Origin of the sequence: Pseudonocardia hierapolitana, assembly GCF_007994075.1 — a bacterium.
In the GTDB taxonomy this organism is placed as follows: domain Bacteria; phylum Actinomycetota; class Actinomycetes; order Mycobacteriales; family Pseudonocardiaceae; genus Pseudonocardia; species Pseudonocardia hierapolitana.
The window spans coordinates 1738381-1763487 of sequence record NZ_VIWU01000001.1; the positions used below are offsets into that span (position 1 = coordinate 1738381).

The 25107-nt window shown below is 73.3% G+C and carries 29 protein-coding genes and 1 pseudogene; 11 read left to right on the top strand and 19 right to left on the bottom strand.

All coding sequences use genetic code 11. The annotated features are described in order from the left end of the window. Positions 1–5 precede the first annotated feature (5 nt). From octT to rsfS, 3 genes are read right to left on the bottom strand one after another with little or no spacing between them, the layout of a single operon-like run. Positions 6–737: a diglucosylglycerate octanoyltransferase gene (gene octT / locus FHX44_RS08175; RefSeq protein ID WP_147254922.1), complete on the bottom strand. Its 732-nt coding sequence runs from the start codon at positions 735–737 to the stop codon at positions 6–8. A gap of 8 nt (positions 738–745) precedes the next feature. Continuing rightward, a complete protein-coding gene (locus FHX44_RS08180; protein WP_147254923.1) occupies positions 746–1372 on the bottom strand; it encodes a histidine phosphatase family protein in 627 nt (208 codons plus the stop codon). Continuing rightward, positions 1369–1773: a ribosome silencing factor gene (gene rsfS / locus FHX44_RS08185; RefSeq protein WP_147254924.1), complete on the bottom strand. Its 405-nt coding sequence runs from the start codon at positions 1771–1773 to the stop codon at positions 1369–1371. Before rsfS ends, FHX44_RS08180 begins: the two co-directional genes overlap by 4 nt. 158 nt (positions 1774–1931) lie before the next feature. Here rsfS and FHX44_RS08190 point away from each other — a divergent pair, with 158 nt between their 5' ends. The 3 genes from FHX44_RS08190 to FHX44_RS08200 are packed head-to-tail and all read left to right on the top strand — an operon-like array spanning position 1932 to position 3061. Beyond that, the gene (locus FHX44_RS08190; RefSeq protein ID WP_147254925.1) at positions 1932–2282 is read left to right on the top strand and encodes a hypothetical protein; all 351 of its coding nucleotides are present in this window, start codon (positions 1932–1934) and stop codon (positions 2280–2282) included. Continuing rightward, a complete protein-coding gene (locus FHX44_RS08195; RefSeq protein WP_147254926.1) occupies positions 2266–2601 on the top strand; it encodes an STAS domain-containing protein in 336 nt (111 codons plus the stop codon). Before FHX44_RS08190 ends, FHX44_RS08195 begins: the two co-directional genes overlap by 17 nt. Before the next feature lie 16 nt (positions 2602–2617). Then, on the top strand, positions 2618–3061 hold the full coding sequence (locus tag FHX44_RS08200; RefSeq protein WP_147254927.1) for an ATP-binding protein: 444 nt from the start codon (positions 2618–2620) through the stop codon (positions 3059–3061). A 38-nt stretch (positions 3062–3099) separates the two neighbouring features. Here the strand turns inward: FHX44_RS08200 and FHX44_RS08205 are convergent, their stop codons facing one another. The 8 genes from FHX44_RS08205 to FHX44_RS08240 all read right to left on the bottom strand — a co-directional run bounded on the left by FHX44_RS08205 (position 3100) and on the right by FHX44_RS08240 (position 9619). Further along, positions 3100–4413 carry an erythromycin esterase family protein gene (locus tag FHX44_RS08205; protein ID WP_147254928.1) on the bottom strand — a complete coding sequence of 438 codons (1314 nt, stop codon included), beginning with the start codon at positions 4411–4413 and terminating at the stop codon, positions 3100–3102. 181 nt (positions 4414–4594) lie between these two features. After that, entirely contained in the window at positions 4595–5179 is a 585-nt protein-coding gene (gene nadD / locus FHX44_RS08210) for a nicotinate-nucleotide adenylyltransferase (RefSeq protein ID WP_147254929.1), read from the bottom strand. A 2-nt stretch (positions 5180–5181) separates the two neighbouring features. Continuing rightward, a complete protein-coding gene (locus FHX44_RS08215) occupies positions 5182–5787 on the bottom strand; it encodes a TetR/AcrR family transcriptional regulator (protein ID WP_147254930.1) in 606 nt (201 codons plus the stop codon). Positions 5788–5881: 94 nt separating this feature from the next. Beyond that, on the bottom strand, positions 5882–6241 hold the full coding sequence (locus FHX44_RS08220; RefSeq protein WP_147254931.1) for an SPW repeat protein: 360 nt from the start codon (positions 6239–6241) through the stop codon (positions 5882–5884). A gap of 160 nt (positions 6242–6401) precedes the next feature. Further along, entirely contained in the window at positions 6402–7022 is a 621-nt protein-coding gene (locus FHX44_RS08225) for an alpha-ketoglutarate-dependent dioxygenase AlkB (RefSeq protein WP_147254932.1), read from the bottom strand. Positions 7023–7068: 46 nt separating this feature from the next. Beyond that, positions 7069–7527 (bottom strand): nuclear transport factor 2 family protein, encoded by a 459-nt coding sequence (locus tag FHX44_RS08230; protein ID WP_147254933.1) that lies wholly within the window; start codon positions 7525–7527, stop codon positions 7069–7071. Between the two features lie 39 nt (positions 7528–7566). Beyond that, a complete protein-coding gene (locus FHX44_RS08235) occupies positions 7567–8154 on the bottom strand; it encodes a TetR/AcrR family transcriptional regulator (protein WP_147254934.1) in 588 nt (195 codons plus the stop codon). 46 nt (positions 8155–8200) lie between these two features. Beyond that, positions 8201–9619, bottom strand: a complete 1419-nt coding sequence (locus FHX44_RS08240; RefSeq protein ID WP_246170267.1) for a vWA domain-containing protein — start codon at positions 9617–9619, stop codon at positions 8201–8203. A gap of 169 nt (positions 9620–9788) precedes the next feature. Between FHX44_RS08240 and FHX44_RS08245 the strand changes: the two genes are divergently transcribed. Continuing rightward, on the top strand, positions 9789–10643 hold the full coding sequence (locus FHX44_RS08245) for a TauD/TfdA family dioxygenase (protein ID WP_147254936.1): 855 nt from the start codon (positions 9789–9791) through the stop codon (positions 10641–10643). Positions 10644–10819: 176 nt separating this feature from the next. Here the strand turns inward: FHX44_RS08245 and FHX44_RS08250 are convergent, their stop codons facing one another. After that, the gene (locus FHX44_RS08250) at positions 10820–11407 is read right to left on the bottom strand and encodes a TetR/AcrR family transcriptional regulator (RefSeq protein WP_147254937.1); all 588 of its coding nucleotides are present in this window, start codon (positions 11405–11407) and stop codon (positions 10820–10822) included. Positions 11408–11527: 120 nt separating this feature from the next. Between FHX44_RS08250 and FHX44_RS08255 the strand changes: the two genes are divergently transcribed. Genes FHX44_RS08255 through add form a run of 5 tightly spaced genes read left to right on the top strand, consistent with a single transcriptional unit; the run spans position 11528 to position 15850 of the window. Next, complete coding sequence (locus FHX44_RS08255; RefSeq protein ID WP_147254938.1) at positions 11528–12319, top strand: ABC transporter ATP-binding protein; 792 nt, start codon at positions 11528–11530, stop codon at positions 12317–12319. Further along, positions 12316–13059 (top strand): ABC transporter permease, encoded by a 744-nt coding sequence (locus FHX44_RS08260; protein ID WP_147254939.1) that lies wholly within the window; start codon positions 12316–12318, stop codon positions 13057–13059. The genes FHX44_RS08255 and FHX44_RS08260 overlap by 4 nt, the downstream gene beginning before the upstream one ends. After that, positions 13056–13793 (top strand): ABC transporter permease, encoded by a 738-nt coding sequence (locus FHX44_RS08265; protein ID WP_147254940.1) that lies wholly within the window; start codon positions 13056–13058, stop codon positions 13791–13793. Before FHX44_RS08260 ends, FHX44_RS08265 begins: the two co-directional genes overlap by 4 nt. Before the next feature lie 21 nt (positions 13794–13814). Beyond that, a complete protein-coding gene (locus tag FHX44_RS08270; protein ID WP_147254941.1) occupies positions 13815–14864 on the top strand; it encodes an ABC transporter substrate-binding protein in 1050 nt (349 codons plus the stop codon). Further along, complete coding sequence (gene add / locus FHX44_RS08275) at positions 14864–15850, top strand: adenosine deaminase (protein ID WP_147254942.1); 987 nt, start codon at positions 14864–14866, stop codon at positions 15848–15850. Before FHX44_RS08270 ends, add begins: the two co-directional genes overlap by 1 nt. Positions 15851–15968: 118 nt before the next feature. On the opposite strand, the gene FHX44_RS08280 is transcribed toward add, so the two are convergent. Next, the gene (locus FHX44_RS08280; protein WP_212612378.1) at positions 15969–16826 is read right to left on the bottom strand and encodes a phytanoyl-CoA dioxygenase family protein; all 858 of its coding nucleotides are present in this window, start codon (positions 16824–16826) and stop codon (positions 15969–15971) included. Positions 16827–17083: 257 nt separating this feature from the next. Here FHX44_RS08280 and FHX44_RS08285 point away from each other — a divergent pair, with 257 nt between their 5' ends. Next, entirely contained in the window at positions 17084–17740 is a 657-nt protein-coding gene (locus tag FHX44_RS08285) for a hypothetical protein (RefSeq protein ID WP_147254943.1), read from the top strand. 43 nt (positions 17741–17783) lie between these two features. Here the strand turns inward: FHX44_RS08285 and FHX44_RS08290 are convergent, their stop codons facing one another. Beyond that, positions 17784–18659 (bottom strand): AAA family ATPase, encoded by an 876-nt coding sequence (locus tag FHX44_RS08290; RefSeq protein WP_147254944.1) that lies wholly within the window; start codon positions 18657–18659, stop codon positions 17784–17786. 252 nt (positions 18660–18911) lie between these two features. Further along, entirely contained in the window at positions 18912–20294 is a 1383-nt protein-coding gene (locus tag FHX44_RS08295) for an MFS transporter (protein WP_147254945.1), read from the bottom strand. A 288-nt stretch (positions 20295–20582) separates the two neighbouring features. On the opposite strand from FHX44_RS08295, the gene FHX44_RS08300 reads away from it, so the two are divergent. Beyond that, positions 20583–22670 (top strand): RecQ family ATP-dependent DNA helicase, encoded by a 2088-nt coding sequence (locus FHX44_RS08300; protein ID WP_147254946.1) that lies wholly within the window; start codon positions 20583–20585, stop codon positions 22668–22670. Between the two features lie 33 nt (positions 22671–22703). Here the strand turns inward: FHX44_RS08300 and FHX44_RS44165 are convergent, their stop codons facing one another. The 4 genes and pseudogenes from FHX44_RS44165 to FHX44_RS08310 all read right to left on the bottom strand — a co-directional run bounded on the left by FHX44_RS44165 (position 22704) and on the right by FHX44_RS08310 (position 25044). Continuing rightward, on the bottom strand, positions 22704–23273 hold the full coding sequence (locus FHX44_RS44165; protein WP_425469180.1) for a zinc-binding dehydrogenase: 570 nt from the start codon (positions 23271–23273) through the stop codon (positions 22704–22706). A 206-nt stretch (positions 23274–23479) separates the two neighbouring features. Further along, entirely contained in the window at positions 23480–23929 is a 450-nt protein-coding gene (locus FHX44_RS44170) for an alcohol dehydrogenase catalytic domain-containing protein (protein WP_425469181.1), read from the bottom strand. After that, positions 23907–24305, bottom strand: a pseudogene (locus FHX44_RS44175) (AAA family ATPase); the annotation flags it as partial. The gene FHX44_RS44170 and the pseudogene FHX44_RS44175, both read right to left, overlap by 23 nt. Before the next feature lie 31 nt (positions 24306–24336). Further along, positions 24337–25044 (bottom strand): GntR family transcriptional regulator, encoded by a 708-nt coding sequence (locus tag FHX44_RS08310; protein ID WP_147254947.1) that lies wholly within the window; start codon positions 25042–25044, stop codon positions 24337–24339. Between the last annotated feature and the right edge of the window lie 63 nt (positions 25045–25107).

The following is a 25107-nucleotide window of genomic DNA, read 5'->3' on the forward strand; positions in this document are numbered from 1 at the left end:
GGAGCCTAGCGCCCGCCCGCCCTCAGCAGCCGCGCGCACGCCCCACCCACGACCGCGTGGGCGTCCCAGCCCCAGTGCATCCCGTCCGGGTTGCCGTGGCCGCCCAGCACGTGGTCGCCGACGAGGGCGGGCAGGTCGAGGAGGGCCACCCCGCACGCCTGCGCCCACGTCCGGGTGGCCCGCTCCGCGGGCAGCCGCCCGGGATGCACCGACGCGTAGCACTCGGCGCGGTGCGGCGGCGGCAGCACGGCCACGATGGGCACGTCGGGGCGGACCGCGAGCACGGCACTGCGGCAGCGCTCCAGGTAGTCCACGGTGAGCCGCGGGGGCAGCGCAACCGGCCCGCCCCCGGGCAGGACCGCGGCGAAGGTCCGGGCGAGCACCGGCTGTGCGCGCAGGTACGCGGCCCGGGCGCGGCGGCGGAGCCCGTCCGGCCGCAGCACCGGGATCAGCTCTCGCACCGCGGTGGGCAGTGGGGACGGGAGGGTGTCCATCCCGCCCACGCCCAGCACGAGCGCGTCGATCCTCGGCATGAGCGCCCACACCCGCGGGTCGGAGATCAGCGCGTGCCAGGCGTGGCGCGCGGTCCAGCCGGTGCCGGCGACGATCTCGGCGCGGGCGCCGAGCGCCGCGGCCGCGACGTTGGGCCACAGCCGCGGGTGGTCGGCGGGTTCGGGCCGCTCGGGGCCGTGGAAGGCGAGGGAGTCGCCGAGCACCAGCAGCACCGGGCGGTTCATCGCGTCGGTCAGGTACCGATCCCGACGTTGTACCCGGCGAGCCGCCACCGCGGGTGGTCGGCCCGGCGCGCCAGCGCGGCCCACCGGCAGTTGCCGATGCCACCGATCGCGGGCCATGCGGACGTGGGCAGCGCCAGCAGCCCGCAGACCAGCCCGGCGATCAAACCGCCGTGGGCCACCAGCACGACGGTGACCTCCGGCCCGACGGAGGCGTACTCCTCGTCCAGTTCCTCGACGACGGGCAGCGAGCGGCGCACGACCTCGATGCGCGACTCCCCGCCGGGCGGGGCCCAACCGGGATCCGAACGCCAGGCGGCGATCGCCCCTGGCCAGGCGTCCTCGATCTCGGCGACGGTGCGGCCCTGCCACTCCCCGAGATGGGTCTCCCGCAGCCGGGCGTCGTACTTGACGGGCAGGCCACACGCGGCCGAGACGAGGTCTGCGGTGTCCACCGCGCGCCGCAGGTCCGAGCTGACCAGCCGATCGGGTACGAGCCGGGCGATCTCTGGGGCCACGGAGGCCGCCTGCTCCACGCCCGTCTCGGTGAGCAGTGAGTCGAGATGGCCCTGCATGCGGCCACCGACGTTGTAGTCGGTCTGGCCGTGGCGCAGGAGGACCAGCCTGCGCAGGCTCACTCCGCCCGTCCCGTCGCGTCGTCGGACGGTCCGGCGTCGACGACCGCCTCCGGGAAGGCCACCCGCGGACAGTCCTTCCAGAGCCGGTCCAACCCGTAGAAGCCGCGTTCCTCGGTGTGCTGGACGTGCACCACGACGTCGACGAAGTCCAGGAGCACCCAGCGGCCCTCCCGCGTGCCCTCCCTGCGCGTCGGCTTCGCACCGTGGCGGCGCAGCTTCTCCTCGACCTCGTCGACGATCGCCTGCACCTGCCGTTCGTTGGGGGCCGATGCGATCACGAAGCAGTCGGTGATCACGAGCTGGTCGGACACGTCGAGGACGACGATGTCCTGCGCCTTCTTGTCCGCCGCGGCAGCCACCGCCACGCGGGCCATGTCGAGCGCCTCGTCGGTCGCCGTCACCCGTTCCCCTTCCCCGGCGGGTCACGCCCACCTGCTCCACGTCCATTGTCCCAGTCCCGTTCGGCGTCGCCTGTATGCGGTCCGGCGAGAGGTGGTTTGCCGTCCGCGCGGAGCGGGAAAGGGCTCGGTGTGCGGACGTCCGAGGGCTGCGAGGGCCGATGACTGCAACCAACGAGGCGACCGACGAGACCATCGACGGCAGCCGGGTTGACGAGCGGGCCGAGCAGCGAGCTGCGGGCGGGGACGGTCACGTGAAGGACGCCACGCTGGAGGACACGGAGGGCGTCGCCGAGGCGGCGGCCCGTGACGTGGCGCGGCTGCTCGACCGGCGTGGCCTGCGCGAGGTCGTCGCGCTCGCCCACCGTGTGCTGCGCGAATCCACCCGCCTCGCCACGACAGGGGGGCCGCGATCGGACGACAGCGACGCCAACCGCTGTACGCTGCGCCAACATGAACGGCCCACTCGGCGGGGTACCGCCAGCCGAGCAGTTGATGACGATCGAGCGTGACGACCGGGACGGATGCCTGGTACTGGTCGTGTACGGCGAGGTGGACCTGAGTACGGGAGGGCGGCTGATGGAGGCCGGCAGCGCGGCGCTGCACGAATCGGCGCACCAGCCGGTGATCCTCGACCTCACGGGGGTCGACTTCCTCTCCTCCTCAGGGCTCGGCCTGCTCGTCGCGCTGAACGACGACGGCCGCGAGCTCGGCGCCCCGTTGCGGGTCGTCGTGGACCCGACCCGGCCGGTGATCCGGCCGATCCGCACGATGGGCCTGGACGAGGTGCTGTCGCTCTTCCGCACCGTCGACGAGGCCGTTGCGGCCTGAGCGGCGGGAGCCGCTCGTGGAAAGCTCGCCGCACCCGCAGGCCGCCGGTCCACCCGACGATGTGATCTCGATGGTCCTGATGGCCGATCCGGTGTCGCTCTCGGTGGTACGGGAACGGTTTCGGCGGTGGCTCGGGGCGCTCTGCTGGCCCCCGCGCGAGGTCGACGACGTCGTGATGGCCGTGAACGAGGCCGTGACCAGCGCCGTCGAGCACACGCACCCGTCGGCCGTGGGAGCCGAGGTGCGGGTGGCCGCGCGCCAGTACGCCGAGCGGAGCGGCGAGCGGCGGGTGCTCGTCGCGGTGGCCGGTGGCGAGCACTGGACACCGGAGCCCGAGGGCTTCGAGGGCCCCGGGCTGGTGATGATCCACACGTGCATGGACGCCGTCGAGGTCACCCGCGAGGTCGACGGCGTCACGATGTTGCTGACGAGCGCGAAGGTGCCCCCGCTGGGCAGGTGAGCGCGCAGCCGGATGTGCCACGTTGGCCCCGCCCCCGCTCAGAGCGAGCCCGCCGGTGCCGCCCGTTGTTCGTGCACGATCACGTCGAACCACTGCGAGGCCGTGCCACCGTCGACGTACGAACCGGGCCCGCTGGGGCCGCGCGTCCTGATCGGGGCGGCGAGCCAGTCGCGGACGGATTGCGGCGCGGGCGCGCGCAGGTCCAGCAGGCACCGGTCGAGCCCCGCCCTGCCGAGCGGCCGTTCGAACCAGTCCTCCGCAGGCTCGCCGAGGTCCGAGGTCTGCCCGCCTCCGACGCTCGCCCTGCCGCCGTCGACCAGGAAGCCGATCGACAGGTAGCGCCCACCCCAGCGGTCGGCGAGGTACGAGCCGGCGCTCCGGAAGCGCATCTCGCCGTCCGGAGCGACGATCCGCAGCTGCGGGGCACGTGCTGTGTGCGGGCTCGCCGCCCAGTACGCGATCTTGTCGCCGGTCAGCTCCTGCCACCGGATCAGGTGCTCGGCCGCGTGCGCGTCCCGGTACGCGTGGCTCTCGCCCTCCGGCAGGTCGAAGTGCTCGTAGAACGAGACGATCTGGCGGGCGGCGTGCGCCGCCAGATCGTGGTCCCGGTTCCCGTGGGTGTGCGGCAGGCCGAGGACCAGGTCCCGAACCGCACGCGCGTGGCGCAGGTACGGCTCCTTGTCCGCCTCGGCCGCGTACGCCTGGATGTGCTCGAACACGTTCGCCGTGGCCGGCCGGACGGCCTGAAGGTGCTCGCGCAGCTCGTCGAGCCGCCCGGGAGCGGCCGCGGCGACGTGGGCCTCCACGACGTCGTAGGCCTCCTGCCCGGTCAGGTAGTACTCGACGCCCACGAACAGCACCTTGTCCGGCCGCCCGCTGTTGAACTCGCGCAGCCATCGCAGGACGTCGACCACCTCGCGCGACTGCCACTGCGGGCTCATCCGGCCCACCAGCTCGTCCGGATCACCGACGCCCGCGGTGATGTAGTGGTTGATCAGGCGCCCCGTCGTCCAGTCCTCCTCCCAGGCGACGGATCGGAAGCCCAGCTGCTCGACGAGGACCCGCAGCGCCCGGTGCTTGAGCGTGAGCTCCTCGGCGACGCCGTGCACGGACTCCCCGAGGCCGACGACCTCGGCGTCGCCGATCGCGGCCCGCAGCGGCGCCAGGTCGTCGAGCGGGGCGCGGGGACCACCGGTCCCCAGCGGGACGGCGGTCGCCGTGATCCACTCCTGCACCGTGGGCGGGTCGGTCTCCGCGCACGCGCTCGCGAGACCCGTGAGCGCCACCGCGGCAGCGAGTGCCCTGCCCGCCGTCCGACGCCACCGCCTCGCCCGCGGGATGTCTGCTTCCATCGGATGCCCCTCCTGCACCGGGAGGTGCCGCCACGTCCGGCCCCTCGTCCGTTCCTACGGTGAGGAAGCGTCGCGGACGAGAGCGCCGTCGACGTCGCCCAGCGGGCTACATCCCGCGTACTCCCGAGGACGTGCGTCGTCCGCGGCCGGTCGGCCAGTGGAAGTGGATCGACCCGGGTGGCTACGAGCGGTAGAGGTGGCGCTTGGAGATGTACTGCACCACGCCGTCGGGCACCAGGTACCAGACCGGGCGGCCCTCGGCCACCCGGCGCCGGCAGTCGGTGGACGAGATCGCCATCGCGGGCACCTCGACGAGGGTGACCGCACCCGCGGGCAGGTGGTCGTCGCCGAGCGTGTAGCCGGGCCGGGTGACACCGACGAAGTGCGCGAGCCGGAACAGCTCGTCCAGCCGCTGCCAGGTGAGGATCTGGGCGAGCGCGTCGGCGCCGGTGATGAAGAACAACTCGGCGTCGGGGTGCTCGGCGTGCAGGTCGGTGAGCGTGTCCGCCGTGTAGGTCGGGCCGGGTCGCTCGATGTCGACCCGGCTGACCGAGAACATCGGGTTGGACGCGGTGGCCACCACGGTCATGAGGTAGCGGTCCTCGGAGCGGCTCACCGCGCGCTCGGACTTCTGCCACGGCTGCCCCGTGGGCACGAAGATCACTTCGTCCAGATCGAACCGGTGGGCCACTTCGCTGGCCGCCACGAGGTGGCCGTTGTGGATCGGGTCGAACGTCCCGCCCATGACCCCGATCTTGCGGTGCACCGTCAAAGACTATGCGACGCCGTGGTCACGCCCGCCCCGGCGGCGAGTGCGTCGGCGAGGAAGCGCAGCTCACGGTGCATGGCCTCCTGCCCGTCCTCGGCGTGCCGGGCCACCGAGTGCCGGTAGCTGATCGCCGAGGCGAGCAGCTGTGCCGCGCAGTCGACGTCGGCCTCCGGGCAGCCGTCGGGGCGCGCGGCCGCGACGACCTCCCGGATCTCCCCGACCATGCGGTCGAAGCGCGCCTGGAGCGCGTCGAGAACGGCCGGGTGGGTGTCCGCCTCCCGCCACAACAGGTGGGACAGCACCGCCGACGCCTCGAGCGCATGGTCGAACACGTCGACAAGACGGTGCAGGCTGGTCGCGACGTCCCCGGGCACGACCACGGCGCCCAGGTCGATGCGATCCTCGGGCAGCCGCTCGACGAGCGCGGCCAGCAGGTCCGGCTTGCGCTTGAAGTAGTAGTGGACGAGGCCTTTCGGCACGCCCGCCCGTTCCGCGATGCGCGACGTGGGCGTCGCGTCGAAGCCTGCCTGTGCGAAGAGTTCCTCGGCAGCCGCGAGGATCCGCTCGCGGGCTCCGGGCTCGCCGGGCGGCGGGACGTCGCTCATGTGCTCCTCACCGGCCCATCTTGTACGCGCGGGACGGCCGCGGCCAACCCGCGGCCGCGGCCGTTCCGGTGTTCGGTGGTGTCTTGCGGCCCGGTCAGTGCTGGCCGGCGAGCCCCCTGTGGTCGGCCTGGGCGGCCGGTACCGCGGCGAGACCCACCGCGAGCGTCAGCACGCCGGCGATCCAGGACGTCCAGGCCGCGCCGGCCATGTCGGCGTATCCGAACACCCATGGCGAGATGAACAGCAGGACGCCCAGCACCGCGTGCACGTACTCGCTGGCCACCGAGCCGGGCTGCGCCAGCGACCACAGCGCCGTGGCGGCGATCAGCACGCCGAACACGATCAGCGACCACAGTGCGGCGGCGTCGGTGGACACCACGATGGGCGACAGGAGCGTGAGCACACCGATCACGAGTGCCGTCCAGTCCTGCCACCGGTGCCATGTCCTGGTCATGGATATCACCCTTCCCTTGTGAGGAGATGACTTCATGATGCGCTTGACTGGCCGCCCGGTCAAGACGACTCGAGCCGATCTTCTGAGACGTGCGGAACAGCAATGCGCTGCGGGGAGGCGACTGCGGAGCGGCGTGCGGGCCGGAGCGAAGCGGAGGCGATCAGACGGAGTAGGCGTGGCGGAACTGGACACTGATGCGCGGCGCAGACGCCCGCGTCTTCGGCACGGCGTGCTGCCATGTGCGCTGGCAGGACCCGCCCATCACCAGCAGATCCCCGGGGCCGGGGAGGTAGCCGACGGAAGGCCCTCCGCCCGCGGGGCGCAGGCGGAACGGGCGCGGCGCACCGAGCGAGACCAGCGCGACGACGGCCTCGGGCAGCTCGCGGGCCACGCGGTCGCCGTGCCAGGCGACGCTGTCGGCACCGTCGCGGTACAGGTTCGCCCCGACCTGCGTGAACGCCACGCCGTACCGCTCGCTCAGCACGTCGGCCATCTCGCACAGCTCGGCGGGCGGCGCAGGGCCGTCGTCCAGCCGCCAGCGGTGGGTGAGCCGGGGCTCGGGGACGACGCGGTCGTACATGCGCACCTCCCGCCCCGACCACGGGGTGTCCTCCAGCAGCCGGGCGAAGAGCGCGTCGGCCCCGCGGCACCAGCCGGGAGCGTGGTCGACCCAGGCCCCGTCGGCGAGCTCCCGCCGGCGCAGTGCGGCGAACGAGCGGTCCAGCTCGAGCACGGGCGCGTCGAGCAGGGAGGGCTGCCAGGCGAGGTCCGGTGCGGCCATACCGCCACGCTACCCCGAATCGAACATCAGTTCGATGATGATCTCGCTACCGGAGCGGGATCTCCAGGTCGCGCTCCCCCTCCGCGCGCGGCCCGAAGATCCGCCGCTCCGACTCGTCGATGACGAGGTCGTTGATGCTGGCCTCCCGCCGCACCATCAGACCGTGCTCGTCGAACTCCCAGTTCTCGTTGCCGTAGCTGCGGTACCAGATCCCGGACGCGTCATGGCACTCGTACTGGAAGCGCACGGCGATGCGGTTGCCGGCGAAGGCCCACAGCGACTTGCGCAGCGCGTAGTCCAGCTCGCGCTCCCACTTCTCGGTCAGGAACTCGACGATCTCCCGGCGGCCGCGGACGAAGCGGTCCCGGTTGCGCCACACCGAGTCCTCGCTGTAGGCGAGTGACACGCGTTCCGGGTCGCAGGTGTTCCAGGCGTCCTCGGCGGCCTGCACCTTCTGCCGCGCGGTCTCGAGCGTGAACGGGGGAAGCGGCGGGCGGTCGGCCATCGGGTCTCCTCACGGCGAGAACGAGCGTTCTCACCGAGCCTAGAGAACGCTCGTTCTCGGATCAACACCGGCCGCACGGAGCAGCGCATCCGCGGCGGTGCGCGCCTGGGCTGCGGGGGCGTCCGTGCCGAGGATGCCCGCCGTGACCATGGCACCCTCGGCGAGCAGCACCAGCTGCGGGGCGAGCCCGGCCGGCGCGCCCGCGTCGGCGACGAGACCCGCGACGTAGTCGGCGAAGGCCTGCTTGTGGGCCCGGGCCTGCCGGGCCATCGCCTCCGACACGGCGCCGAGCTCGCCGAACCCGTTGATCCACGCGCAGCCGCGGAACCCAGGCTCCCGGAACCACGACCCGAGCCAGTCGAACACCGCGAGGATGCGCTCGCGCGGGTCCGCCACCTCCTCCACCGCCGCCGCGAGCCGTCCCCTCCACCGGACGTCCCGGCGCTGCAGGTAGGCCTCGACCAGGTTCTCCTTCGCCGGGTAGAGCGCATAGACGCGCTTGAGGGGCAGGCCGGCCCCGGCACGGATCTCGTCCATGCCGACCGACTGGATCCCGCGGGCGTAGAACAGCTCCTCCGCGGCGTCGAGCAGGCAGGTACGGGCGGTCTCGGTGTCGGGCGGTGCCATGGCGGTCCTCGTCGGCGGGGAACGGTCGTTCTCCACGCTACCGCCGTCACACCGGCAACAGTGCCTCCACCACGTCGGCGAGCTGGGCGGCGGTGCGGCACTCGTGCATCGGGAGGACCTCGGCGTATCGCAGGGCGGCCGAGTCGCCGCTGCCCCACTGCCGCCGCGGCTCCGGGTTGAGCCAGTGGGCGTGGCGGGCCTGCCCGACCAGCCGCGTCAGCACCTTCAGGTTCGGGTCGCGGTAGTTGGTGCGCCCGTCGCCCAGCACGAGCAGGGAGGTCCTCGGCCCGACCGCGTCGCCCCAGTGCTCGGCGAAGCCGCCGAACGAGCCGCCGTAGTCGCTGTGCCCGTCGAACGCGACGAGGTCGGCCTCGCGCAGCACCCGCTGCATCACACCGGAGAGCTCCGCTCCGGGCTCGAACAGGTGCGTGACCTCGTCGGAACGCTCGACGAACGCGAACACCCGCACCTTGCTGAACTGCTCGCGCAGCGCCTGCACCAGCAGCAGGGTGAAATGGCTGAACCCGGCGACCGACCCGGACACGTCGCACAGCACCACCAGTTCGGGCCGACCGGGCCTTCGCTTGCGGTGGGCCGGGCGCATCGGCACGCCACCGGTGGACATCGACCGCCGCAGCGTGCGCCGCATGTCGAGCTCGCCGCGCTTGGAGTGCCGGCGGCGCACCGCGAGCCGGGACGCGAGCCGGCGGGCCAGCGAGTGCACCGTGCGCCGCAGCCGGGCCAGCTGCTCGGCGTGGGCGGAGAGGAACTCGACCTGTTCGACCTGGGTCGGTACCGCGGAGCGCGCGACCTGCTCGCGGCCCCGGACCTCCGCGGTGCGCCTGCGCACCTCGTCGGTGACCATCCGGCGGAACGCGGCGATGCGGTCGCGGACCTCCCGCCGCAGCACCTCGTCGGCGAAGCCGTCCTCATCGGCGCCCGCCTTCAGGTCGGCGATGATCTGCGCCAGCAGCGTCTCCGGGGAGAGCACGCGCAGCGCCTGGTAGGCCGACCAGCCCGGTTGCGCCGCCGCCCCACGCACCCCGGTGCCCGCGGCGCCGGAGCGCCCCAGCGCGTCGACGGCCGCACGGGCCAGCTCGGCGAGCGCGCCCGGGTCGCCGTCCCGCAGCAGGTCGACCAGCACGGCGCGCAGTGCGTCGACGTCCACCGGTCCGTCGTCGACCCGGGGCACCTCCACCGGACGGGCCCCGGCTCCCAGCGCGGCCGGGAAGTACAGGTCGAACAGCGGGTCGAACACCTCGCGCTGCCCGGACCGGCGCAACAGCGCGGCCGCCAGGCCTTCCCGCAGGTGATCGCGGTGCGTGAGGTCGAGGGCGGTGAGCACGCGCGCGGCGTCGATCGTCTCCCCCGGCCCGACCGAGACCCCGCGGCGGCGCAGTGCGCCGACGAAGTCGACCAGGTGCCCTGGCAGGCCGTGCTCGGGGACGGACAGCACCGGCTCCACCCGGCCATCATGCCGCGTCACGACGGCGCGGCACGCTGCCGACGTGCAGATCGTCTCCATCGGGGGGCCGTCCGGCCACCGGGCGAGGCCGTCACGATCGGGTAACGCCAGGGCAACGCGGCGCCCCTAGAGTCTCTTGAACCGGTTGGTTCAACGACAGGAGCGCGCCATGCAGCTGAGTTCCGACCTCGCCGAGGCCTGCGTCGTGCCCCGCCGGGTGTCGTCCCCGGAGGAGGCCCGCGAGGTCGTGGACTCCGAGGGCGCCGCGATCGTGAGCGGCATCGCCGACGAGGAGGCGGCCATCGCCTTCGGCAGGGCGATGCTGGGTGCGGATCTGCGGCGCATCGGCCGGCAGATCGAGGTCACCAGGAAACGGGGCGAGGAGGAGAGCGCGAAGGTCGCGAAGCAGCCGGCCGACGCCCGCGGCCGCAAGCGCAGGTTCGTCACCGACACGTCGCTCCCGATGCCCGCGCACAACGACGGGTTCGCCTTCGGCGACTACGCGCCGGACCGGCTGTTCCTGTTCAGCGAGCGCCCGGCGGTCACCGGCGGCGAGTCGTTCCTGATCGACGGCGTCGCCGTGCTCGACATCCTCGAGCGCGATCCGGCGAACGCGCAGATGGTCCGGTTCTGCCGCACCGTCGACATCGACCACTCCGAGCCGAACTTCCCGCAGGGCACGTACTCGCCGATCCTGCGCACCACGCCCGCCGGGCGCACGCAGGTGCGCCACCACCCCTACCTCGCGCCGGTCACGGGACCGGATGAGGAGGCGCAGTGGCCGTTCGTCAAGCACTGGACCGCCGCGGTGACCGCCGCGCGCGACTCCGGGGCCCGGTTCCGCCTGGAGGCGGGCGAGATGGCGTGCGTGGACAACTACCGGCTCTTCCACGGCCGCCACGGCTACACCGACCCGGCGCGCACGCTCTACTCGATCTGGGGCTGGAGCAGCGCGGCCGTGGCCGTGCCGGCCGGTGAGCTGGACATCGTGATGCCGAAGGCGCCTGCTCAGCTGGCCGGCTGAGCGGAGCTTGCGGAGCGAACATCAACGCTGAGCGGAGCTTGCGGAGCGAACATCAACGCTGAGCGGAGCTTGCGGAGCGAACATCAACGCTGAGCGGAGCTTGCGGAGCGAACATCAACGCTGAGCGGAGCTTGCGGAGCGAACATCAACGCTGAGCGGAGCTTGCGGAGCGAACATCAACGCTGAGCAGCTGCTTTGCAGCGCTCCGCGAAGGCGGCCGCGGTGCCGGCGTAGCTGGCCGCCACCGCGTCCGCGTCGCCCGTGGAGAGCAGGTCGAACTGCAGCCCGCGCCAGACGGCGACGATCTCGCGGGCCAGAGCGGCGGCCTCCGCTGCGGGGATGCCCTCGGCGTGCAGCGCCTTGGCGACCTGGTTGGTCCAGTCGTGCCCGACGCGGGCGAGGAAGTCGTCGAACCGGCCGGGGTTGTGCACGGCCTGGCCGAAGACCTCGAAGAACAGCTGCAGGAACGGGAGGTTCTCCCGTGCCGCGATGCCCCGCCACGCCGCGAGCAGCCGGTCGACGAGCGGGACACCCGGGTCGTCGAGGGCCGCCATGCCCGCGGTGAACGCGGGGAACCGCTGCGCCGCTTCCGCAAGGGCCTGCCCGATCAGCTGCTCCTTCGAGCCGAAGTAGTACAGCAGCATGCGGTTGTTCGTGCCGATCGCGGCGCCGAGGCCGCGCAGCGTCATCCCGGCGATGCCGTGCTCGAGGACGTAGTCGGCGATGAGCCGGAGCAGCCGGTCCCGCTCCGGTTCGCCACCCATGGCGCAGCACGGTAGCCCAGGCGTCAGGCGTTACGTGCGGGCGCCGCGTGCGCAACACGGCAGCAACCAGTGCTCCATAGCGTGACGTGAACCGCGCGATTCACCCACGGAGCCGCCTGCATGCTCACCCGCCCCAGCACCACCACCGCGATCGCCCTCACCGGCATCGTCAAGGAGTTCCCACTGCGCCGGGGCGAGACGGTGCGGGCCCTCGACCACCTCGATCTCGAGATCGGCCACGGCGAGTTCGTGGCGCTGCTGGGCCCGTCGGGCTGCGGGAAGTCCACGGTGCTACGCCTGGTCGCGGGCCTCGAGCGGGCGACGGAGGGCGATGTCGCCGTGGAGGGCGCCGGCCCGGCGGACCTGATCCGCAGCCATCGCCTCGGTGTGGCGTTCCAGGAGCACGCCCTCCTGCCGTGGGCCACGGCCCGCGACAACGTCGCGCTCCCCTTCCGCGTGGCGGGCCGCCCCGTCGACCACGAGCGCGTCGCCGCCCTGCTCGCCCTCGTCGGGCTGGCGGGGTTCGAGTCGGCGCGGCCGCGGCAGCTGTCCGGCGGGATGCGCCAGCGCGTCGCCATCGCCCGCGCGCTCGCGCTGGAACCCGACGTCCTGCTGCTCGACGAGCCGTTCGGCGCCCTCGATGCGGTCACGCGCAGGCGGATGAACCTCGAGCTCGCCCGCATCTGGGCGGAGCAGCGGATCACGACCCTGCTCGTCACCCACGACGTCGACGAGGCCGTGCTGCTCGCCGACCGCGTCGTCGTCATGACCGGGCGGCCGGGCCGGGTACGCCACGTCCGGGAGATCGGGATCCCGCGCCCGCGCGGCACGGAGGTCACCCGCGACCCCGGGTTCCACCAGATCGTCGACGAGCTCACCGCGCTGCTCGACGACCCCGAGGTGGCGCCGTGAGAGCCGCCGACCGTGGCCTCGCCACGGCCGGTGCGCTCGCGGTGCTCGTGCTGGCCGAGTTGATCGGGCGGACCGGACTCGGCGGGGTCGGGTGGCCGCCGATCAGCGAGGTGCTGCTCTACCTCACCGAGCCGTCGGCCCGGCAGCTGCTCGGCAGGGCGCTCGCCGCCACCGGGGCGGCCGCTGGCGCGGGCTTCGTGCTCGGGACGATCGTCGCGCTGCTGGTCACAGCCCTGGGCGCGTTGCTCCCGAGCACGGCGCCCGGCCTGGACCGGCTGGCCGCCGTGGTCCACGCGGTGCCGCTCATCGCCGTCGGCCCGCTGCTGATCACGATCGCCGGCCGGGACGCCACCCCGACGCTGGTGGCCGCACTCGCCGCCGGGTTCGCGGTGTTCGTCGCGGCCACGTCCGCGCTCGCCGCGACGAACGCCGCCCAGCGCGACGTGTTCGCCGTGCTCGGCGCGGGGCGGCTGGTCACGCTCCTGCGGCTGCAGCTGCCGGCAGGCGTGCCGCTGATCGTCGACGGGCTCACCCTCGCCGCCCCGGCCGCGGTGCTCGGCGCCGTGATCGGCGAGTGGTTCGGGGCGCGCCGCGGCATCGGCGTGCTCCTGGTCAGCTCGATGCAGAACCTGCAGGTCGAGCAGCTGTGGGCGGCGGCGCTCACCGCGGCCGCGGTGTCGCTGCTCGCCTACGTGCTGCTCGTGGCGCTGCGCGGCGTGGTGAACCGGAGGTTCTCGTGAGAACCGCGCTCTCCCGCTACTGGACGGTGCTCGCGCTGCTCGTCGCCTGGCAGCTGTACTCGTCGCTCTCCGGCCTCAACCGGATCGTCGTGCCCGGGCCCGTCAGCGTGTTCGGCGACGTCGTCACCAACGTCGGCGTCTACCTGCCCGACCTCGCCTGGACCCTCGGCATGGCCGCGGCCGGGCTCGCGGTGGGGATGGCGCTGGGTACCGCGCTCGCCGTGGCGGTGTGGTCGTCGCGGGTCGTGTCCGGGATGATGACGCCGCTCGCGCTGATCATGCGCTCGGTGCCGGTGGTCGCGATGATCCCGGTGCTGGCCAGGGTGTTCGGCTACGGCTGGACCACCGTGCTGGTGATCACGAGCGTCGTCTCGTTCTTCCCGGCGTTCGTGCTGGTCGGCGCCCGCCTGCGGGACGCGCCGCCCGCCACGTCCGACCTCATGGCCGTGCTCGGCGCCTCCCGCGGCACGCTGCTGCGGCGCCTGCTCCTCCCGCACGCGGTGCCCGGCCTGCTCGTGGCGTTCCGGCTGACGGCGTCCACCGCCGTGCTCGGCGCGATGCTCGCCGAGTACCTGATGGGCGGCCGCGGCCTCGGCACGCTGTTCGCCCAGTCGGTCAGCTTCTACCAGGTCGACCGGGCGTGGGGCACCGCGCTCGTCGCGACCGTCGTCTCCGTCGCCTGCTTCGTGGCCGCCCGCGCCGTCGAGCGCTGGGGCGTCGCGCGGTTCACCTGATCCCACCCCGAGGAGATCACCATGTCCGACTGGTCCCGCCGCCGGTTCCTGCAGACGGCCGGCCTCGCAGGCCTCGGCCTCACCGCCGCGTGCGGTGGAGGCGGCGACACCCCGGCCGGAGGTGGCGCGACCACCTCCCTGCGCGTCGCGCTCGGCTGGATCAGCAACGTCGAGTTCGCCGGCTTCTGGATCGCCGACGACCGCGGCTACTACGCGGAGGAGGGCCTCGAGGTCGAGTTCCTCCCGGGCGGCCCCAACGCCCCGCGGACCGCGCAGACCCTCGCGGCCGGGGGTGCCGAGATCGCCATCCCGGTGGCGATGCAGGAGTTCCTCTCGGCCGTGAACGACGGCAACGACTTCGTCGCGTACGGGGCGATGTTCCAGAACTCGCCCGCGGCGTGGCTGTCCCTCGCGCGCCACCCCGTCCGCAGCGCGCAGGACGCCGTCGGCGGCCGGGTGCTCGGGCAGCAGGGCGTTCAGCCCTACGTCGAGGCGGCGATGCGGCTGGCTGGGGTGCCGGTGGAGTACGAGTTCATCCCGGTCGGCTACGAGCCGAGCCCGCTCGTGGAGGGGCAGGGAGAGGTCTACACCTGCTTCGCCACCAACCAGCCGATCATGCTGGAGCAGCAGGGCATGGTCGCCGACCGCGACTTCGTCGTGACGACCTACGAGCAGCTCGGCCTCCCGCAGTACGCGAGCCTGCTGTGCAGCCAGCGCTCCTGGCTGGAAGCCAACCGGCCCGTCGTCGAGCGGTTCATGCGCGCCACGATCCGCGGCTGGCAGGACAACGCGGCCGACCCGTCCGTCGCGGCGCGGCTCGCCGTCGACAACTACGGCGCCGATCTCGGCCTCGACCTCGCCCAGCAGACCCGCGAGAACGAGCTGCAGATCCCGTACACGCAGAGCGAGCTGACGCAGGCCAGCGGCCTCTTCCGCGTCGACCCGGACCGGATCGCCGGCCCGATGTACACGGCCTACGCCGCCGCGGGTGTCTCCCCACTTCCGGACATTTCGCGCATCATCGACACAGGCGTGCTCGACGCCGTCTTCCAGGGAAGGTCGACCATCTGATGCCTCGCGATCTCCGGCAGCTCCCGAAGGCCCACCTGCATCTGCACCTGGAGGGCGCGATGCGGCCGTCCACGCTCGCCGAGCTGGCAGCGGAGGCCGGGGTCCCCACGCCACCGATCCGGGGCTACACCTCGTTCGGCGAGTTCGGGCTGCAGTACCGCGCCGCCTCGGCGCTCATCGAGACCGAGGCGCACCTGCGCCGCGTGGTCCGCGAGGTGGTCGACGACGCAGCCGACGACGGCGCGGTATGGGTGGAGCCGCACTTCTACCCGCCCCGCTACGCCGGGACGCTCGGCGCCGTCGAGGAAGTGCTGGAGATCGTCATCGACGAGGGTGAGCGCGCCGCCGCCGCCCGCGGCATCGGGTGCGGGTGGATCGTGTCCGCGCTCCGCGACTTCGAGGTGGCCCAGGCCGTCGACCTGGCCCAGCTCGCCGCCAAGTACGCCGGGTCCGGTGTGGTGGCGTTCGGGCTCGCCGCCGACGAGGCGCTCTTCCCGCCGGAGCCGTTCGCGGAGGCGTTCGCCATCGCCCGCGACGCCGGGCTGATCTCCGCTCCGCACGCGGGCGAGCTCGCCGGGCCCGCGAGCGTCTACGGCGCGCTCGACGCGCTGGGCGCCCGGCGGATCTGCCACGGCGTGCGGGCGCTGGAGGACCCGGCGCTGGTGGAGCGGCTCGCCGCCGACGAGGTCGTGCTCGACGTCTGCCCCACGTCCAACGTGATGCTCGCCGTGGTGCCCTCGATCGAGGAGCACCCCCTCGTGAAGCTGCTCGAGGCGGGCGTGCGGTGCTCGCTGAACGGCGACGACCCGCTGCTGTTCGGGCCCGGCCTGCTCGCCGAGTACGAGCTGGTGCGCGACACGATGGGCCTTTCCGACGAGCAGTTGGCCCAGCTGGCGAGGTCGAGCCTGGTGGGCTCCGGCGCCCCGCCCGAGCTGATCGCCGACGCCGCGGACCAGGTGGAGGACTGGCTCACGGCAGCGGCCTGATCCGACGAACGGCGCGTTCGTCGGATAGGTACCGACGCCATGCATGTCTGAGAGCTGCGCGCGCCGCGAAGCAAGCGCGCAGCTCTCAGTGGCACAACAGCGCCGTTCGTCGGAAACGTCAGCGGGCCGCGTTCTTCACGAAGCCCGTCTCCCGGTCCATGAGCGAGCGGTCGCCGCCGTGCCAGCCGCCGCGGACGTGGCGGCGCATCGTGTCGTCGTCGGTGGCCCGGGCCGCGGCGTGCCACAGGTAGGCGTCGTGGAGGATCACGTCGCCGCGCTCGACGTACACCGGGATCTCGCCGCGGATCTTCTCGAAGCCCAGCGGCATCGGTGCGGGCGGCGGGACGTCGGTGTAGCCGCGGGCCTGCGGCGCGCCGTCCGGCACGGCCGCGTTGTTGATGTTCTCGAACGGCGAGGCCGTGGCCCACAGGTGGCTCCCGGGCACCACCCGCAGGAAGCCGTTGGCCGGGCTGGTGCCGTCGATGTGGATCGTGAACGCGGTGCCCGGCCAGATGTCCAGGTGCGGGACGGCCTGCCAGTCGGCGTGCCAGCCGATCCGCGTGTAGCCGGACTCGCGGCCCGGCCGGGCGTCCTGGTAGACGACCCCGTTCCGCCCCGGCCAGAAGTCCGTTCCGAGGATCCGCCCCACGAGCTCGACGAGGGCGGGCGTCGCGAGCGTGGCGGGGATCGTCGGCGCGAGCTCCTCGACGTGCTCGACGTAGTTGACGAACCGCTCCGCCTTCGACTCGTCGTCGAGGTACTTCGTCGAGCCGTACCGCGGATCGAGGTCCCAGCCCAGCACGCCGCGCTGCGCGGCGACGCACTCCGCCTCCATCGCGTCGATCAGCTCCGGCGCCACGAGGTCGCGCAGCACCACGAAGCCCCAGCGGCGGTAGAAGGCCTCGGCCGCGTCCGGGCCGTCGGCGGGGGTGAAGACGCCGAGGTCGGCGAAGGCGGTCAGGTCGAGATCGGGCACGGCGACTCCTCCGGTTGAACCGAGCGGTTCACACAGTGTCGCCTGCTCCGGGCCGGTCGGAGTTACGCTCGCGTGAAAACCGGGATCAGCGACCGCCCTCCACCGGGGCGGGCTCGCTCGGCGGGTTCGTGTACGGCATCGCCCGTCACGAGACCGCCGACGCGTTCCGTTCGACCTACCGCAACCGGCCCGGATGGGTGCGGTCAGCGCGCACCTGCGCGGACGAGCTCACCCCGTCGACCCTAGGGTTCCTCGCCGTGGAGGGCAGGATCTGGTTCCCCGGCAACCCGTGGCCCGACGGGCACGCGGTCGAGGACTTCGGCTGGTCGGGGCGCATCCACCCGGACGGCACGCTGTGGTTCGAGCTGAGCCTGCGCTCGGAGGAGTACGGCGCGCGCGAGCCGGCCTTCGAGGGCGACGGTGAGGGCGACTGGCGCAGCCCGGTCGTGTGGAACAACTACCACCGCTGCACGCTCAGCCCGGGGTGGCGCCGGGGCCTGCTGGCCGGTGAGCCGGGCCGCCCGTTCCGGATGGCCGCTCCGCAGACGCTCATGGCAGACCCGGTCGAGGAGGTCGACTTCGAGGAGGAGCCCGCCTTCTTCGTCTACCTGCTCGGCCACGACGCCACTGCGGGGCACGAGGTGACGTTCACCCCGACGGCGGCGGGCCACGACGTGACCTGGACCGGTGCGCTCGCCCTCTACTACGCCGGTGAGGAGGACTTTCGCTACAGCTTCTGCGCGGAGCTGCGCGGTGTGCAGTTCGCCGGCATCACCGTGCCCGAGGAGCTGGACCGCGACGCCGCCCAGCGGATGCTCGCCGAGCTCCTCGACGAGCCGGAGCGGTTCGTGCTCGACCCGGCGGGCCGCCGGTTCACCCCCGTGCCACCGCGGCCCCGCAGCCGCCGGCGATGATGACGGGGCGGCCGTCGAGCGGCACGCCAGGCCCACACCCGGCTCAGTCGAGCCGCAGCTCCCTCGCCGCACGCTCCGCATCCGACCGGTGCTTGAGCACCACGCCGAGGGTGGCGCGCACGGCGTCGGCGTCGAGGGTGTCCATGCCGAGCGCGAGCAGCGTGCGTCCCCAGTCGATGGTCTCGGCCACCGACGGGGCCTTGCGCAGCTCCAGCCCGCGCAGCACGCGCACGGTGCGCACCAGGGCGTCCACCAGCGCCTCCGGCAGCTCGGGCACCCTGCTGAGCACGATCCGCCGCTCCAGGTCGGCGTCGGGGAAGTCGAGGTGCAGGAACAGGCAGCGCCGCTTGAGGGCCTCGGACAGCTCGCGCGTGGAGTTGGACGTGAGCACCGCGAACGGGCGCCGCGACGCCCGCACCGTGCCCATCTCGGGCACCGTGACCTGGTAGTCGGAGAGCACCTCCAGCAGCAGGCCCTCGACCTCGACGTCCGCCTTGTCGATCTCGTCCACCAGCAGGACGGTCGGCTCGGTGCGCCGGATCGCCGTGAGCAACGGCCGCGGCAGCAGGAACTCCTCGGAGAACACGTCGTCGCGGGTCGCGTCCCATGACTCGCGACCCTGGCCCGCGGTGATCCGCAGCAGCTGCTTGGCGTGGTTCCACTCGTAGAGCGCGCGGGCCTCGTCGATGCCTTCGTAGCACTGCAGCCGCACCAGCCCGGAGCCGGTGGTCTCGGCGACCGCCTTCGCCAGCTCGGTCTTGCCGACCCCGGCCGGACCCTCGACGAGCAACGGCTTGCCGAGGCGGTCGGCGAGGAACACCGTGGTGGCGACGGCCGCGGACGCGAGGTAGCCGACGGTGGCCAGGCGCTCGGCGACCTCGTCGACCGAGCCGAAGAGCGCGGGCTGGGGCTGACTCACCCGACCATCGTGCCTCCACGGCACGCGAAGGTCACGCCGGGCGGCGCCCGCTCCACTCGTCGACGCCGAGGAAGAACGCCCACTCGAGGTGCTCGGAACAGGCCGCTACGGTTCCGGATCCGTCGTCCGAGGCGACCACGACGACGGCCTCCCTCGTGCATCGGGTGCATCGCCGCACCGCGAAGGGCCATAGGGGGCTGCTCATGCCGACCGGATTCCCCGTCCGGGTGACTCCACACCCCGCGGTCGCTGTCAGTTGCGTTCGCTCAGAGCGCCGACGTCCCGCGTGGCCGCGACGAACAGGCCGGTGATCACCACCATCGCCAGCCCGCTGACCCACAGGGGCGCACGCAGGTCCAGCGCCGCCGCGAGCCCGCCGCCGGCCAGCGCGCCGAGCGGGGCCGCCGTCATCGAGAGCGTGCGGCTGGCCGCGTTGACGCGACCGAGCACGGCCCCGGGCACGAGCCGCTGCCGGATCGTCACCGACAGCACGTTCCACAGGGCGAACGAGAAGCTGGTCGTGCTGAGGACGACGGCGGCGACCACCGGTGCGGGGAACGCCGCGAGCACGAAGTTGCCGACCGCGGCCACCGCGAGCGCGGTGATCTGGAGCGCGCGTTGCGGGAACCGGCGCACGAGGGGCGCGGTGGCCATCGCGCCCACGATGCCGCCGACCGCACCACCGGCCAGCATCAGCCCGAACACCGTCTCCGACGTGCCCATCGGGCCGACGGCGAGCAGGACGAGCAGCCCTTCCCACGTCTGGGTGAAGAACGTGAGCCCCGCACCCGTCAGGATGATCGTGCGGACGAACCGGGCGCGGAGGAGCCACCGCATCCCGTCGGCAGCCTCCCGGAGAACCGCGCGGGGGGTGGGACGGCCCTCGACGACCGGTGCGGGCGTGCGCAGACCCGTGACGAGAACCCCGGCGACGAGGAGCGCGGCCGCGCTCACCGCGAAGGGGAGCGACGCGCCCGCGGCGAACATGACGCCGCCGACGGCGGGCCCGACGAGGTCCTGCCCGAGCCGCTCCACGCTCACGAGCGCGCTGTTGGCCCGTTCCAGGTCGGCGTCCGGCACGACGCGCGGGATCAGCGACTGGCTCGCGTTGTCGTATGCTGCCTCGCCGACGCCGAGCAGGAACGCGACGGCGTACAGCAGGAGCATCGACCGGACGTCGAGCACGAGGGCGAGCGCGAGCACGCCGAACAGCACGCCGCGCGTGACCGCCGCCCACAGGACGAACCGTTCTGGACGGCCGCGGTCGACGAGGGCCCCGATGGGCAGGCCGAGCAGCATCCACGGCACGTACGCGACGGCCGTGAGCCCGGCGACGAGAACTGCGTCCTGGGTGATGGCGGCGGCAAGCAGCGGCAACGCCACCTGGCGGACACCGTCTCCGAGGTTCGCGAGTCCGGACGCCGCGACGACGCGGCGGTAGACCGTGATGATTCCCCCCGAGCAGCAGCACGGCGCCCGCGGGGCGGGCGCCGTGTTAGTGCCCCGAACCGGAAGTCCGGTGCATAAATCGGCGGATCCAGGTTTCCGCTGAGTGCGCCGGCGGGCCGGCCTCGTACCGGGCGTACTCGGGCGGTTCGCCGGTGTGCTCAGCGGGGAGCTGGGCCGTCGAGTTATGTGGTGGACTTCCGGTTCGGGGCACTAGGTGCCTCCTAGCGGAAGGTCACCGCGTGCCCGTGAACGTCACGCGGGTGCCCGCGAACGTGACCCTCGTGCCGAACCCCGGCACGCGGGCACTCACGGTCTCCCAGTCCTTGTTCATCGGACCCCCCAAACAGGGCCGAACCCCCGCCGGCCCTGTGATCCGACGCTAGCGTCCGGGACCCGGACACCGACAGGACGGGAACCGGACACTTCGCGGCGCCCGCCACGGGCGCTGTCGGTGCCCTCGTCCACCATGGGCACATGACCCCCACCGTCACATCGGATCCCCGCGAACGCGCCGAGGCCGTGCTCGCCACGCTCGCGGGCCCGGGAGCACGGCTGCGCGAGGACCAGTGGACGGCCATCCACGCGCTCGTCGCCCAGCGCAGGCGCGCGCTCGTGGTGCAGCGCACCGGGTGGGGCAAGTCGGCGGTGTACTTCGTGGCCACGGCGCTGCTGCGGGCGGCAGGCGCGGGGCCCACCGTGATCGTGTCGCCGCTGCTCGCGCTCATGCGCAACCAGATCGACGCCGCCGGGCGCGCCGGCATCCACGCCGCCACCGTCAACTCGGCCAACACGAGCGACTGGGAGCGCACCTACGCCGCCGTCGCCGACGGCGAGGTCGACGTGCTGCTGGTCAGCCCGGAGCGCCTCAACAACCCCGACTTCCGCGACCGGGTGCTGCCGCGGCTCACCGCAACGGCCGGCATGCTCGTCGTCGACGAGGCCCACTGCGTGTCCGACTGGGGCCACGACTTCCGCCCCGACTACCGGCGGCTGCGTGCCCTCATCGCGGAGCTGCCTGCGGGCATCCCCGTGCTCGCCACCACGGCCACCGCCAACGACCGGGTGGTCGTCGACGTCACCGAGCAGCTCGGGCTGGCATCCGGCGAACCCCTGGTCCTGCGCGGTTCGCTCGACCGGGAGAGCCTGCGCCTGTCGGTCGTCCGGCTGGCCACGCCCGCGCAGCGGCTCGGCTGGCTCGCCGACCACCTCGACGCGCTGCCGGGCGCCGGCATCGTCTACACGCTCACGATCGCGGCAGCCGAGGAGGTGGCGGAGTTCCTGCGCGAGCGCGGCCACCCCGTCGCCTCCTACACCGGGAAGACCGACCCGGCAGAGCGCCTCGCGGCCGAGGCCGACCTGCTCGAGAACCGGGTCAAGGCGCTCGTGGCCACCAGCGCGCTCGGGATGGGGTTCGACAAGCCAGATCTCGGGTTCGTCGTGCACCTCGGGGCGCCCGCGTCGCCGGTGGCGTACTACCAGCAGATCGGGCGCGCGGGCCGGGCCGTCGAACGGGCGGAGGTCGTGCTGCTGCCCGGCCGGGAGGACCGCGACATCTGGGCCTACTTCGCCTCGCTCGCGTTCCCACCGGAGCCCATGGTGCGGCAGGCGTTGAGCGTGCTCGGTGAGGAACCGCTGTCCACCGCCGCCGTCGAGACGCGCGTCGACCTGTCCCGCACCCGCCTCGAAATGCTGCTCAAGGTGCTCGACAGCGACGGCGCCGTGCGTCGCGTCAAGGGCGGGTGGGTGGCCACCGGCGAGGAGTGGGTCTACGACCGGGAGCGCCACCAGCGCATCGCCGAGGCGCGCCGCGCCGAGCAGCGGGCGATGCTCGACTACATCGACACCACCGGCTGCCGCATGCAGTTCCTGCGCCGGCAGCTCGACGACCCGGCAGCCGAGCGGTGCGGCCGCTGCGACACCTGCACCACCCCGGCGTGGAGCACCGACGTCGACGAGGGCGCGGCCGCGGCCGCGCAGGAGCGGATCAGCCGTCCCGGCGTGGAGGTCGCGCCGCGCAAGCAGTGGCCGAGTGGCATGGCGGAGCTGGGCGTCTCCGCGTCGGGGCGGATCCCCGCGGGCGAGCTGGCCGAGCCGGGCCGCGTGATCGGGCGCCTGTCCGACATCGGATGGGGCACCCGGCTGCGCGAGCTGGTCGGCGGGGACGACACCCCCGTCCCCGGCGATGTGCTCGATGCGTGCGTGCGCGTGCTCGCCGGGTGGGGCTGGGCGGAGCGACCGGTCGGCGTGGTCGGGATCGGATCCCGCACCCGGCCCCACCAGCTCGATCACCTGGTCAGGCGGATCGCCGAGATCGGCCGCCTCCCCCTGCTCGGCACCCTCACCCCGGCCGGTCCGCGCCCCGAGGAGCACGCCAACAGCCCGCAGCGGCTCGCCGCGGTCTGGTCGGCGTTCGAGCCACCTGCGTTCGAGGTGCCGAACGGGCCGGTCCTGCTGGTCGACGACGTGATCGACAGCGGCTGGACGGCCACGGTGGCCGCCCGCCTGCTCCGCCGCGCGGGTGCGTCGGCCGTGCTGCCGTTCGCGCTGGCGCAGCGCGGCTGAGGGGTCGCGGCTGAAGGGTCGACGCGGATCGGATCAGAACCGGACCACCGGCTTGACCACGCGCCCGGCGTGCATGTCCTCGGCGGCCGCGTTGAGCTCGTCGAGCGAGTAGTACCGGACGAGCCGCTCCAGCGGCAGGCGTCCCTGCCGGTGCAGCGTCACGAGCACCGGCAGCAGCGTCTCCGGCTCGCTGTCACCGAGCGTCACCCCCACGATCCGCTTGCCGAACATGAACCCCTGCACGTCCAGCGTCACCTCGGTGCCCGCGGGCGGCTCGCCGACCACGGCGCAGGTGCCGCGGATGCCCAGGGCGTCGACGGCCGTGCGCAGCACGGTGGGGTCCCCGCTGGTCTCCACGGCGTGGTCGACGCCCCGCCCGCCGGTGATCTCCGAGATCCTCGCGTCGACGTTCTCGGTGGCGGCATCCACGGTGTACGTCGCACCGAGCTCGGCGGCGAGCGCCAGCCGCTCGGGCACGCGGTCGACGGCCACCACGGCGCGGAGCGGCAGCAGGCGGGCGGCCATCACGGCCGACAGCCCGACGGCGCCTGCGCCGTACACGGCGAGAGTGGAGCCCGCCGCAGGGCGCAGGACGTTCCACATCGTGCCGAAGCCGGTGAGCACGCCGCACGAGAGCGGCGCGAGTACGGCGAGGTCGGCGTCGATCCCGACCTTCACGACGGCGCGTTCGTCGGCGAGTGCGTGCCCGGCGAACGAGGACTGCCCGAAGAAGTGCGCGCCGATCGCGATCCCGTCGCGGTGCACGGTGGGCGTGCCGTCGTCGCGAAGCCCACTGAGCAGGTTGCGCGTCAGCCAGGTGTCGCAGTAGGCCGGATAGCCCGCGCGGCAGGAGCCGCACCTGCCGCAGGAGGTGAAGCTGAGGAGCACCTTGTCGCCGGGCGCGACCTTGTGACGCCCTCCCCCACCTGCTCGACGACGCCGGCGCCCTCGTGGCCGAGTATGCCCGGCAGCTTGAAGGGGATGCCGCCCGTCTGCACGCCGAGGCTCGATCGCCAGCGGGAGCCCGTCCAGGCGGCGGCACAGCCGGGCGACGGCCGCGTGGTTCTCCGCGCCGATGGCGAACCCCGGCACGACGGCGGCCGCCCTGTCGGCGAACAGCTGGAGCGCCGCGAACTCGTCGGAGTCCCCCTGCTGCAGCGGCGTGCCCTGAGCCGGGACGCGCAACGGCGGAACGGGCAACAGGTGCTCCTCGGCGAGGCCCAAGCGGTGACGGCTGGTGGCGAGCACCCGCGGCCCATCGGTCGCGGCCAGCACCGTGCCGATCAGGGTCGCGCAGGCGTCCGGCACCTGCTCGCAGTTGTCCAGCACCAGCAGCAGCCGCCGGCCGGCGAGGTGCTCCACGAGCACGTCCAGCGGCGGACGGTCCCCCTCGTCCCGGATCCCGAGCGCGTCGGCGACGGCGTGCGGGACGATCGCGTCGTCCTGCACCGCCGCGAGCTGCACGAACCACACCCCGTCGGCGAACGCACGGGCGATCTGCTGGGCCAGGCGCGCCGCGAGCCGCGTCTTGCCGACCCCGCCCGGGCCGGTGAGCGTCACCAGCCGGGCGGCGGCCAGGAGGCGCTTCGCCTCGGCCAGCTCGTACCGCCGCCCGACGAAGCTGGTCGCCTCCACGGGTTCAGGTCGGCGGGCAGTGACGCGGGACCTACTCCCAGACCACCACGTTGCGGCGCACGGGCACCGAGTCGGCGTTGCGGGCGAAGAGCTCCGGCGAGCGCTGCCGGATGCGCTCGACGTCGTCGAAAACGGCGCGCAGGTGGGCGCGCATCGCCGTCCTGGCCGCGGCGACGTCGCCGGCGAGCACGGCGTCGAAGATCTCCACGTGCTGGTCGGTGAACGCGGGCGGCGCGGTGGCCTGCAGCCCCAACCGGCGGGCCCGGTCCAGGTGCCCCTTGGCCGACACCACCGTCGCCCACGCGTTGCCGTGCCCGGACAGCCGCAGCAGCGCGTGGTGGAAGGCCTCGTCGAGCGCGAAGAACTCCTCGACGTCCAGGTCGGGGCGCCGCTGCTCGGCCAGGTTGTCGCGCAGCTCGCGGACGATGTCGGGGTCGAGCTGCGCGGGGAGGTCATCGAGTGAGGCGAGCTCGACGGCCTCGCGCAGGAACTGCGCGTCGGCGACCCGGGCCGGGTCGACCCGGGAGACGAACGACCCGACCTGCGGGAAGACCTGCACCAGGCCTTCCTCGGCGAGCAGGATCAGGCTCTCGCGCACGGGTGTGCGGCTGACCCCGAGCTGGGCGGCGAGCTCGTTCTCCGACAGCGCCGAGCCCGGCGGGAACTCCAACGTGAGGACCTTGCGCCGCAGCGTCTCGTAGACCGTCCTGCGGCTGGTCCGCCGGGTCTCCGTCGCCACGTCGCCAGCCTATCCGCCCTTGCGACCTCTTTGCGACATCTGCTTGTATACCAGTACTGCGCG